An 11,304-nucleotide genomic window follows, 5' to 3' on the forward strand; every position below is an offset into this window, starting at 1 on the left:
GGGTCACCATTCGGGTGTGCTCGGGGGCTGAGATTGGTTGCTCTCAGCCCCCGAGGCGCCTCTCACTTGCTGTTGGCCGGTGCGAAGGTGGAGATGAGCGGCAACGCATCACCGAATTGGGGCTCGAAGGTGACCGCGTCGGACGTGGCATAGACGGTGTCGCGGTAATACCACGGCGCGAACCAGGCGTTCTCGACGAGCCAGGTCTGAACGGCCTGGTTGGCTTGTTCACGGTCTTCTTCGGAGCTTGACCGCGCGGTGTCCAACAGCGCTTCCAGTTCCGGGTCAGTGCTCTGGGCGATGTTCCCGGACGCGTCCGGTGTCACCGCGGACGAGTAGAAGTCCCACGATTCGCGTGCACCGTTAAGCGCAGTCATGAACATCGCGTTGGTGGGGTCGTACAGCTGCTGCACGGTCTCGGTGGGGGCGAAGTCTTTCCAGATCACTCGGATTCCGATATCCCCCAGAGCCGACTCGATGGTCGGGTTGTATGCCGCACGGAACGGGAACTGCGGCATCGGCAGGTCGAACCCATCCGGGTAGCCGGCCTCCGCGAGGAGTTTTCGAGCCCCGTCGGGGTCGTACTCGTACGTGCCCTGAAGTGCCTCGACGAACCCGTTGGATCCGGGAAGAACTGTCACGTTCGTGAGCGAACCGAACCCCAGATCGATGTTTTCCAGCATCGCCTGCGAGTCGAAGGCCATATTGATGGCCTGCCGGACACGGAGGTCACCGAGAGCGGGAACGACGGCACCTGCGCGGTCGTTGATCTTCATCCCGACCCACTCGGCGGGGCTGGAGGTGACCGTTAGCCCGGATGCCTCCACTTCGGCGGCGGTGGACCCATCGATCCATGTGGCATCCACCTGACCGGCCTTCAGCGCGTTCACCCGTGCGGTGAGGTCCGTGTAGACCAGCAATTCGATCCGGTCGTACGGCCACGCCTCAGAGTTCCAGTAGTCGGGGTTGCGGTCGTATGTGTAGTTGGAGCCGACCACCGTCGCAGCGGTGTCGAGAATGTACGGACCGGATCCGACCGGCGTCGTCTTGATGGCTTCCGTGGTCAGGGCCTCGGGGCTTCCGACGGCTCCGATGTTGCGAGCCAGGTTTGTCAGCAGCATCGGGTCTGGCTCGGAGAGTTCGAACTCGACGGTGAAGTCGTCCACGACATTGGTGGCCGCGATCGCGTCCGCGTAGGCCTTGTCGCGGCCGGCGCCCGCTTGGATGTGCTCGATGTTCGCTTTGACGGCCTCCGCGTTCAGCGGGGCGCCGTCGGTGAATGTGACGTCATCGCGAAGGGTCACTTCGAGCTTCGTGTTGGATTCGTCGTAGGACCACTCAGTCGCCAGATTCGGCGAGACCGTCCCGTCAGCGTTCAACTTCAGGAGAGTGTCGTAGGTGAGCATCCAGAACTGAGGGATCTCGACGCCGAGTGAGAGTTCCGCCGGGTCGAATGATTCGGGCGCTGCGGAGGACCCGATTCGAAGAGTCGGACTCTCCGTCGATTCCTCGTCGTCGGTGGCCGTGCTGGTACAGGCCGTTATCGCCACTGTTACTGCTACGACGAGCGCTGCTGCGCTGAGGAGTCGCCTCTTCCTCATGGGTAGTCCTTTCAATCCACTTTGATCGCTTCGTACATCCGAAGGTGGGTCACCATCGACACGCTCACCATACAACAATATCTGACATACCCATATACTTGTATGACAAGTTGGCCAATGTGGGCGCTTTGTCTGACGAGTTGACAACTCGGGGGGATACTGGGGGCATGAGCTACGGCCCGACGATCAACGTTTCTCCGACGACGCTGACGGATGCTGTCTACGAGTCGCTGCGTCAGCGGATCGCGACTGGAGAGATTCCCTCCGGCGACCGGGTCACTGAGGCGAGGGTGGTGGGCGAATACAGCGTGGCGCGACCCACCGCGAAGGCATGCATCGAACGGTTGGTCGGCACCGGTCTCCTTCAACGCTCGACGCACAAGTCCGCCGTGGTCACGACGCTCACAGTGGAGGACATCGACGACCTGTTCCTGGTTCGAACGACCATCGAGCGGGCGGCGGCGGTGAAACTCGCCCAAAGCGGCGCTGTTCCCCGCTCAATGTTGGAAGCTCAGCGTGCGTACGATGTGGCCGGCCAGTTCGATGACCGGGCGGCGCTGGTTCGTGCGGACATCGAGTTCCACGCGAGTTTGGTGCACGCGAGCGGCAGCAAGCGTCTGGCGAGGATGCATGAGCTCATTGCCGGTGAGATTCTTCTCACGATCGGGAGCACGGGCCATCAGGTGGCTTCGCGAAGCGCTGTCACCGCCGAGCACGCGGGGATCCTTGAGTCTTTGGAGCGGGGGTTGCCCTATGAGGCCGGGGATCGGCTGGCTTCGCACTTGGACGCCGCGCACCGGCGAGTACGTGCCGCATTTCTCGACAGCGGGGAGAAGACGTTCAGTTGAACTCCCGGCGCACGCGGTTCATTCAGCCTTGTGGATGTGCTCTCGAAGAAGCCTCCCCAGGAGGACGGGGTGCATCGCCTGGATCATGTGAGCTGCATCCGGCAGGATCTCCAGACGCGACTCTGGCACGACCGCGACGACGTCTCGGGCCTCGTCGACCGTGGTAGCCGTGTCCATCCCACCCGACACGACGAGAGTGGGGCACTTGATCGCGGAGAGCTTGGGGCGCACATCCAGGCCAGCCAATAGTTCGCAGAATGCAAGGTAGGACGCGTCGGTTGTTCGCACCAGCATGTCTCGGTATTCCGCGACGACATCGGGCCGATGCCTCGCGAACTGCTCTGTGAACCACCGCGGCAGCACATCGGCCACGATCCCTGCGACGCCGAAGTCTCGCACCAGGTCGGCCCGATCCACCCACATCTGCTGCTCCATGCGCGGAGACGATCCGACGACGGAGATCGAGCGCACCCGTTCGGGCCACTGAGCCGCCAACGCCAGAGACAGCATGCCGCCGACAGACGCACCGACCAGGTGGGCGCGCTCGATGCCCAGCACGTCGGCGATCCCGAGAATCTGTGCGGCCAGAGCATCAAAGTCATCTGGAAGGGCGCGGGAAGGTGAGTTGCCGTGTCCGGGATAGTCGATGCAGACCACACTGTGAAACTGCGTCAGTTGCGGCAGCAGCGGTCGCCAGATGGCGGTGGTCGTGGCTAGGGAGTTCAGCATCACTATCGGCGCGTTGCCTCGCGGCGCGCGGGCAGGGAAATGCGCATAGTGCAGTGCGGCGGAGGTCGCTGCAGCCCGTATCGAGTCAGTCAAGGCGGACTACTTCCAAAACGGTGGGGAGATCGATGTGCACGAACGCGGATCCGTCCACAGCGCGGACGATCTGAAGCGGGTGGTCTGCGACTTCTGCCCTCGCGGTCGTTACAGCGGCGGCCAGCGAGCCGCTGAGATGTAGTTCACCTCTCAGCGGCACGGGATCTCGAACGCGGTCAGCCCGTCCGCCGGAGTGGTTCACCAAGTGGATGATCCAGGATGTCCCCGAACGGCCGACCGTCAGCTCCACATCGGCGGGGAACGCGCCGGAAAGCGCGAGGCTCCCACCGACAAGGTCCCGCACCTCTTGGCGCAGGAGCTGATCGAGCGCGGTCAGGCCTGATTCGAATGCGCTGCGTCCGGCCGTCCACGGGAATTGGGTGATGCGGCCAGTCCCAAATGCTGCGCGGACCAGAGCGTGTGCTGCAGAGTCGGGTTTGTTGCCTCCCGAAATCTCTGGGGGGCCGAACGGTGTCTGACTGCTCAGGACCAGGCCACTCGGAACGCTCCCCTCGCGCCAGCGCGCTACGGAGAATCGCCCAATCACGGGAAGCAGCGGGCCAACGTCTTCACCGTCGGCGGGTCCGACGTACCGGCCGCCGAGTTGAGCTACTTCCTCGAGGCGATCGGTTTGGCCGATCGCCGGTGCGGACTGCAGTCGCGCGGCACCTGCAAGGTCAAAGGATTCGCCCGTGAGGAGGACGGAGCCGCCACCGGCCACGTAAGCGTCGAGCGTGGTGAGAAGAGCGTCGTCCATCCCGTCCGTCCCGGGAACGAGAATGACCCGGTACTGGGAGAGAGCGCGGGCGGTGAGGGTGTCTTGGAATTGCAGGCCGAGAACGTCGAACGGAATCTGACTTTCCTGCAGCGCGACGTAGAGCCCGCGGTACTCCGCCACGTCACCGGTCTGTACCGATCCGAGAACCGGTCCGCCCCCCGGCCGAAAGATGGCCACTTCCGCGGCGGAGCGGTAGCCCGCGTACAGTCCCCGGTGAGTCCCGTAGAACTGCAGGAGGTCGATGGCGGCAGCCAAGCACGGGAATCGGGTGCTGTTGGCTTGCCCGATCACGACCGTAGACGGCTGCGCGCCGCGCGAGAGCGCTTGGGCGATGTACCGGCGAAACTGGCTGGGCTGCTCCGCGATCTGCCGGAAAGGAAGCCCGACGTTGACGGAGGAGTGCACCAAGGCCGGCGTGTCAGGATGAGCAATACGGTTCACGCTGGCCAGCTCACTGGGCGTGTGTTTCCACCACGTGCCGCCGCCGTGACCGGTCAACCAGCTATTGGTTTCCAGGAACGCGACATCGACTCGCACGTCGGCGAGCATCACGGGTGTTCCAGGAAGGATCTCGTTGACGACCCGGGCATACCGGGCGGCAAGCGCAGAAAGCTGCTCGCGGGCAATCTGCAACCACAGCGGGTATCCAGGATCAGCCATCGTCTGCGGATGCAATTCAGCGGGGTGCGCTGCACGGAACAAGGCCTGGCAGCGAACGCACTGACAGACACCCTTGTACTTCATGCTGTACGAGAACTCTGGATACTGGAGCCAGTTGAAGAAGATCCCATCGACCGCATAGCGCCGCACGAAGTCGCGGAGGATCTCCGGCACCAAGTGCTCGTGGTAATCGCTCGTGGGGCAGATCGCCGTCAAGCCGTCCTCGATGTACCACTGGTCCTCGTGATCGATGAACGCCCATTCGGGTCGTGCGGCCACCATCTCGGACGGGAGACGCGAGAAGTCGAAACGAGCAAGAAAGCGTACATCCGCGGCGCGCGCGGCGCTAAGCGCGTCTCCCACAAGGTCCCCTGATTCGCGTTCTGAGAGCGCGGTGGCGGCTCGCTGGTACTCCTGCGAGACGGGGTAGAAGTAGACGATGCCGCCGGCGTTGCACAGCCAGGTGTCGTAACCCAATGAGGTCACGGCTGCAACAGCATCGGCCGTATCGAGAGATGCGTCTTGCTCTCGGAGATTGGTCTGCAACATCCGAAACGGCGACACCCACCAAGCGTCGGCGGCCAACTCGGAGGCAACGGTCATGTCTTTCCTATCTTTCATCGTGAGTCGACGTGGACTCTCCGAGCAACGTTACCGAAGAAACGTATGACGCGAATACTTGTATGTCAATCATTCGCGCTCTGTGGCATTGAGCCCTTCTCCTAACTCACGCCCTGCAGCGGCAGGGGTCTTGGCAGGGCACTGAGAGCGCGCCGAAGCGTGATTTCGCGCGTCCGTGCGATTCCAGGATCACGATGCGCGATATGGCGCCAGTCCCCCTACGGCCCATCGCTGCACGGTCACCGCAGATCCTCCCTCACGATGCTTGAAGCCCTGCCCAGGGCAATCTGGCACCACGCGCCGAGGCGCGAACGGCGAACCTGAGCAGGGACGCGCGTCGGATGCCTCCGACACCGATTTCTGCGAGCGTCCATGGGAGCCCGCTCGCGTTCTTCACCGTGCGCCGTACGATCGACCCCATTTGCCGTGCCGCCTTCCTTGCGGAGAAGCTGACCGCGGTCGGCGTGTTGGACCGTAACCCCGGGTCAGTTTGGAGGGCGACACTCGGAGGCGACTTGCGCGCGGCAAACCCTACTCCGGTTGGTATTTGCGTGGGCCGGTTATCATCGGGGCATGAGTCCGGTAAGCAAGTACCCTAAGGGCGTCGCGAAGCAGCAGGAATTGATCGACGTCGCGCTCCGTGTTGTCGCGGAGCGCGGGTACAACGGGGCTACCATCACCGAGGTCGCGGATGCAGCGAACCTCAGCAAGGCTGGCTTGTTGCACCACTTTCGGAAGAAGGAAGACCTTTTCGCCGAGGTGCTCCGCCGCCGCGACGATCTCGTCACCGACACCTGGACGCGCGAGCGGATGAACCCGACGGTGGATGGTGCAACGCTCATCGCCGGCTTCATCCGCGAGAATGCGAAGGTGCCCGGCCTAGTGCAGCTGTTCACCCGACTGTCTGCCGAAGCCACCGACCCAAGCAATCCGGCGCACGACTACTTCCGCGACAGGTACGAAAAGAACCGCGAAGCCTCCGCCTCGCTGCTCCAGGACATGCAGGCAAGTGGACGCCTGCCCAGCACAGCCGACCCAGAGATGTTCGCCGTGATACTTGCAGCACTCCAGGACGGGCTGCAATTGCGTTGGCTTTATGACCCACACGTCGACATGGCCGCGCACCTTGAGCACTTCTTTGATGCACTCGCCGCGAGAGTGCCTGACCTCGACGTGACTCCCTAACGCGGACGAATACTCGACATCCGGGGACTCAGACGCGCTTGGACCCAAGTCCGCCGGCAGTTGTCCTCCAATCCCCGATACCCCGCTCGGTCGCGGAGTGCTCGGCAACCGCGCCCGCGAGCGGGGGAAGCCCCGACGATGTGCCAGCTGCACATCCCATCGGGCACATCTGGCGCTGTCAAGAAGTTGGTCTTGCGCGAAGAAACCGACACGGGTATGGTTTCTCGACATAGCAAACCGACTATCGGTCGGCTTTTACCGGCAGCGATGCCCACGCGTTTTCGCGTCGCCGGGACCGTTCGCCCGCCTCGCAGAAAGTATGGCAATGACGCCCGAAGAATCCGGCACTCCTGCCGAACCGCTGATCCCGATGACCTCCACCATTCCGGCCGGGCCGGGAGAGGCCATGCAAATGGGGAAGCAGACCAAAGAGAAGCTTCCCCGAGAACTTCGCCCCCTCTTCCGATTCGTGCCGTTCGTCGCGGCCGTCCCGTTCCTCGCGTTCAGCGCAACGAACTACTTCGCCGCCGTGCAGGCGCAGCAGATCGACGACGCCGGGAAGGTCGGCGCACTGGCGGTCATCAGCGGCGTGTCCGCGTTCGCAGCGATGCTCGCCATGCCCCTTACCGGCGTCCTCACCGACCGGACGCGCAGCCGCTTCGGCGCCCGCCGCCCTTGGATCCTGATCGGCGCTGTCATCGGGTCGCTGGCGATGCTCGTCGCCGGGCTAGCCCCGTCCATTGCGTGGCTCACCGTGGCCGTTGTCTTCGTGCAGTTCGGTTTCAACGCGTTCGGAGCACCGTTTTCCGCGATCCTCCCGGACCGGGTCCCCACTCGATTCCGAGGCCGCTACTCAACTCTGGCCGGCCTGGGAACGCTCATCGCGGGTGTCCTCGGCGGGATCATCGGGTCCTTCTTCGTCCCTGACAACATCTTCCTCGGATACTCCGCCATCGCCGGCGCCCTTCTTCTGCTGGTGATCTGGTTCGTCGTCGCGGCTAAGGACCGCGACAACCGCGATGATGAGCCACAGCGGTTCAATGCTCTCGCCTTCTTGAAGGCGTTCTGGGTGAACCCGATCAAGCACCCTGACTTCTTCTGGGGATTCACCGGCCGATTCCTGCTGTTCGGCGGATTCAGCCTCCTGAACACGTACTCCCTGTACATCCTGCAGGACTACATCGGAGTCCCCATCGAGGACTCTCTCCGGCTTGCCCCCCTTCTCGGCCTGGCGACATTGCCGACCATCGTGCTGTCCACAGCGATCTCCGGCCCGCTCTCCGACCGCATCGGCCGACGCAAGCCTCTGGTCCTCGCCGGCGGCATCATTGTTGCGCTGGGCGCCCTGGTACCGATCATCTCCCCGACCGTGCTCGGCATGATCATCTCCGGAGCCCTCGTCGGGCTGGGATTCGGCACATTCATCGCGGTCGACCAGGCGCTGATGAGCTCGGTGCTCCCCGATGCCAAACGGTTCGGCACGGATCTGGGCGTTCTCAACATCGCCTCCACACTGCCGAGCGTGATCGGCCCTGCTGTGGCGGGCGTCGTCGTCATCGTGTTCGGTGGGTACCTCGCTCTCTACGTGGCCGTCGTTCTCATCGCCCTCATTGGTGCCCTCGCAGTGATCCCCATCAAGAGTGTGCGCTAACGCCGACCTGAACGTCCCCCAGGGACCCCACGATGCATCCGACTCGTCGAACACCCCTCGACAAGTATCACGGCCTGATGAAGACCCCTTCCGACCACGCTGAGCGCACTCGCTGGTTCGCCACCACGCGTGGCAACGACCGGCGGGCAGGCAGGCGTCACCTCGCCCATCCACACCGTCGATGTCGACAAAGTCATCTCCGACACTGACCACCCCATCCGGGCAATCGGAGGTTTCCGCGCGACGACCATCAGCGCGCGTTCTGCGGCGAGGACGGGGCCAGCCGAATGCCTTCCCTCGTCCTCGCCGCTAGCTCCTACAGCGCATTCATCAACAACGTGTGCGAGTAGTCGCGCCCTCCTGCACCAGCAGCGGGTGCGACCCGTCCCGCCATAACACTTCGTCAAGGAGGATCAGATGGACACATCGAACGAACCGGCGGCCACCGCCCACTCAGCAGAGGGGGCCCGGGAACTCCCCGTGACGCAGCTCGCCTCGATCGCCGCAGACGCGGCCGATGTCGAAGCCGCAGTTCAGGACAATCGCGTGCCACTGAGCAAGGTCTCGAAGCGACACCTGCTTGCGCTTTTCATCGCACAGAGCACTTTGTTCATGGCGCTGGTGGTTCCCAGCGCTTTCTCCCTGGCCATAAAGATCGGCGCGCTGGACCCCTCGGGCCGGGACACCATGCTCCCCCTGGCCATCGGTGTGGGTGCGACACTGGTGATCTTCACCAACCCCGTGTTCGGGGTCCTCAGCGACCGCACGCTCTCCCGCTGGGGTCGCCGGCGCCCCTGGATGATCTTCTCCATGGTTGTCGGGCTGCTGGGCTCCCTCGTCGTCGCATTCGCAGGATCCTCGGTTGTCGTCATCGTCGGATGGGCCATCGCGATGGTGGGTTACGCCGCCGGATCGCAAGCCATCTTCATCTACTTGGGCGACCGCCTCCCCGAATCCCAGCGCGGGAAAGTGATGGGAATCAGCGGCGCCATCACTCAGATCGGCCCCATCGCGGGCATCCTGATCGCCGGATCCCTCTCTACCGAGCTCGCACTTGTGTTCATCGTTCCGGCCGTCATCGCATTCCTTGGCAGCATCTGGTTCGTGCTGAGCATGCACGACCCTCAGCACAACGGACAGATCCCTCCTTTTCGAATCGCGGGTCTTCTTCGCGGGTTCTACATCAACCCGCGCAAGCACCAGCCGTTCGCATGGGTTCTCGTGAGCAAGTTCTTCATCTTCGCGTGCATTGCTTTCAACGGGGTGTACGGGGTGTACCTGTTGACGTCGGAACTCGGAGTGGGAGTGACCGAGGCGGCTGGCGTCATCGCCACCATCAGCCTGGTAGGAATCTTCACAGCCATCGTGGGAGCCGTCGGATCTGGATGGTTGTCGGACAAGCTCCGCTCACGCAAGCCATTCTTGGTGATAAGCGGCCTGCTGATGGCCGTCAGCGCTGTCATGACAGCCCTAGCCTGCAACGTCACGCAATTCATCGTCGCGGGCATCGTCGGCACGTTCGCCATTGGCGTCTACGGCGCAGTGGACCAAGCGCTCGCACTGGACGCATTGCCTAAAGAAGAGGGGCAGAACGGGCGATTCCTGGCCGTGTTCGGGCTAGCCAACTCCATCCCACAGGCCGTCGGTCCGTTCCTCGCCGGCGCGGTCCTCGCGCTCGCCAGCGGCGAGTACCGCGCCGTGTGGTGGGCAGCCGCGGTATTCGCTGTCCTCGGTGCGCTCACCGTCATCCCGATCAAGGTGGCCCGTCCACCAGTCAGGGTCTCCACCGAGACAGCTGGTGTCGCGCCGACGAGTTAGTCCACTCGAGCGCGTCCGGCCATCCGAGCACACGCCAGAGCAGGTGAGGTGGCGCACGCACACCAGCCCAACGGGCGCCCACTCCAGTCTTGCGTGCAAGAAATGACCGCGCTATCGTTGCAGCAACCAAACAAACCGTCTGCTGGTTTGTTTTATCTTCCGATGGAGCTCTGGCGATGACGCCTTACACACCCACTACGCATCGCGGGCGCGACGAACCTGGACTGGTGCGCTCCCCGAAGCGACACAAGGAGGTAGGGCCGTTGACTCTTCGCATCGGAATACTCGGCGCCGCGCGCATCACCGACATGGCGGTACTAAAACCTGCGGCCGCGTTGGATGTCCCCATCCACAGCGTGGCCGCGCGAGATGTTGATCGTGCTCTGGCCTACGCGGTCAAGCACCGCATCCCGCACGTGCGGGACAACTACGACGCAATTCTCGAAGACCCGGACGTCACTGCCGTCTACATCCCGCTGCCGGCATCCCTGCATGCACGGTGGACCCTCGCCGCCATTAATGCCGGCAAACATGTCCTATGCGAGAAGCCATTCACCGCGAACACCGCGCAGGCGGAGGTAGTCGCCGACGCCGCAGCCGCCAACAGTGACGTCGTAGTGATGGAGGCCTACCACTCGGGTCACCATCCATCGCTGAGTCGACTTCGCGAGATTTTGGCATCAGGGATTCTCGGTGAGATCCTCACGGCCAAGGCCACCTTCTCCGTCGCGATCCCGCCACGCAAAGACATCCGATGGAACGCGGATCTTGGTGGCGGAAGCTTGCTGGACGTCGGCTACTACCCAGTACGGCTGCTTCGCGACCTTTTCGGTGAAGCCGAAGTGCTTCAGGCACGCGCGAACATTCGCAAAGACGTAGACAGTTCGCTGACGGCACTGCTGCAGTTCTCCGACGGCGTCCGCGGAGAAATCGTCACCTCGATGTGGCCGCCCAGACCTGCCATGCCCTCGCTGAGCATCGTCGGCACAGCAGGTCAGCTGCGCATGCGGATGCCCTACCACCCGCAAACTGCGGGGCGAATCAGCGTGCTCACCGGCTTGCGCCGCCCCGTCGACAAAGCTGATCGAATCCGCAGCGGTGTCGTTTCCAACTCGATGCGATGGACCGAGCGCGCGGATCGAATCTCCACCTACCTGGCCCAGCTGCGCGACTTCCGCGACGCCATCGACGGCACAGGCCCCAACACGACCGACGCAGCCGCAGCCGTCGCACAGATGCGAACGATTGATGACATTTATCAGGCGGCCGGGATGACCCCGCGCTGCCCCTGACCACCCCTCCCTTACGAAAGACACCACC

Annotated in this window: 8 protein-coding genes; 5 read left to right on the plus strand and 3 right to left on the minus strand. The window is 63.5% G+C overall.

What is annotated here, in order from left to right:
- Positions 1-62: 62 nt before the first annotated feature.
- Positions 63-1,601: an ABC transporter substrate-binding protein gene (locus F6B43_RS16045; protein WP_150450019.1), complete on the minus strand. Its 1,539-nt coding sequence runs from the start codon at positions 1,599-1,601 to the stop codon at positions 63-65.
- Positions 1,602-1,768: 167 nt separating this feature from the next.
- On the opposite strand from F6B43_RS16045, the gene F6B43_RS16050 reads away from it, so the two are divergent.
- Positions 1,769-2,449: a GntR family transcriptional regulator gene (locus tag F6B43_RS16050; protein WP_150450020.1), complete on the plus strand. Its 681-nt coding sequence runs from the start codon at positions 1,769-1,771 to the stop codon at positions 2,447-2,449.
- A gap of 18 nt (positions 2,450-2,467) precedes the next feature.
- Here F6B43_RS16050 and F6B43_RS16055 read toward each other — a convergent pair whose 3' ends face one another.
- Together F6B43_RS16055 and F6B43_RS16060 are read right to left on the minus strand one after the other, a co-directional pair.
- Entirely contained in the window at positions 2,468-3,178 is a 711-nt protein-coding gene (locus F6B43_RS16055) for an alpha/beta fold hydrolase (RefSeq protein ID WP_150450021.1), read from the minus strand.
- Between the two features lie 85 nt (positions 3,179-3,263).
- On the minus strand, positions 3,264-5,312 hold the full coding sequence (locus tag F6B43_RS16060) for an alpha-amylase family protein (protein WP_150450022.1): 2,049 nt from the start codon (positions 5,310-5,312) through the stop codon (positions 3,264-3,266).
- 591 nt (positions 5,313-5,903) lie between these two features.
- Between F6B43_RS16060 and F6B43_RS16065 the strand changes: the two genes are divergently transcribed.
- The 4 genes from F6B43_RS16065 (at position 5,904) to F6B43_RS16080 (ending at position 11,276) form a co-directional block, all read left to right on the plus strand.
- Positions 5,904-6,515 (plus strand): TetR/AcrR family transcriptional regulator, encoded by a 612-nt coding sequence (locus F6B43_RS16065; RefSeq protein WP_150450023.1) that lies wholly within the window; start codon positions 5,904-5,906, stop codon positions 6,513-6,515.
- A gap of 325 nt (positions 6,516-6,840) precedes the next feature.
- Entirely contained in the window at positions 6,841-8,166 is a 1,326-nt protein-coding gene (locus F6B43_RS16070; protein WP_170285691.1) for an MFS transporter, read from the plus strand.
- Positions 8,167-8,646: 480 nt separating this feature from the next.
- Complete coding sequence (locus F6B43_RS16075) at positions 8,647-9,984, plus strand: MFS transporter (RefSeq protein ID WP_170285692.1); 1,338 nt, start codon at positions 8,647-8,649, stop codon at positions 9,982-9,984.
- A 263-nt stretch (positions 9,985-10,247) separates the two neighbouring features.
- The gene (locus F6B43_RS16080; protein WP_170285693.1) at positions 10,248-11,276 is read left to right on the plus strand and encodes a Gfo/Idh/MocA family protein; all 1,029 of its coding nucleotides are present in this window, start codon (positions 10,248-10,250) and stop codon (positions 11,274-11,276) included.
- The last annotated feature ends 28 nt before the right edge of the window (positions 11,277-11,304 follow it).

This window comes from Microbacterium rhizomatis (assembly GCF_008710745.1).
Classification (GTDB): Bacteria; Actinomycetota; Actinomycetes; order Actinomycetales; family Microbacteriaceae; genus Microbacterium; species Microbacterium rhizomatis.

What these genes read in the sequence shown, in the direction of transcription:
- F6B43_RS16050 (WP_150450020.1), top strand. Translation starts at nt 1,769, where the DNA reads ATGAGCTACGGCCCGACGATCAACGTTTCTCCGACGACGCTGACGGAT.
- F6B43_RS16065 (WP_150450023.1), top strand. Translation starts at nt 5,904, where the DNA reads ATGAGTCCGGTAAGCAAGTACCCTAAGGGCGTCGCGAAGCAGCAGGAA.
- F6B43_RS16070 (WP_170285691.1), top strand. Translation starts at nt 6,841, where the DNA reads ATGACGCCCGAAGAATCCGGCACTCCTGCCGAACCGCTGATCCCGATG.
- F6B43_RS16045 (WP_150450019.1), bottom strand. Translation starts at nt 1,601, where the DNA reads ATGAGGAAGAGGCGACTCCTCAGCGCAGCAGCGCTCGTCGTAGCAGTA.
- F6B43_RS16055 (WP_150450021.1), bottom strand. Translation starts at nt 3,178, where the DNA reads ATGCTGAACTCCCTAGCCACGACCACCGCCATCTGGCGACCGCTGCTG.
- F6B43_RS16060 (WP_150450022.1), bottom strand. Translation starts at nt 5,312, where the DNA reads ATGACCGTTGCCTCCGAGTTGGCCGCCGACGCTTGGTGGGTGTCGCCG.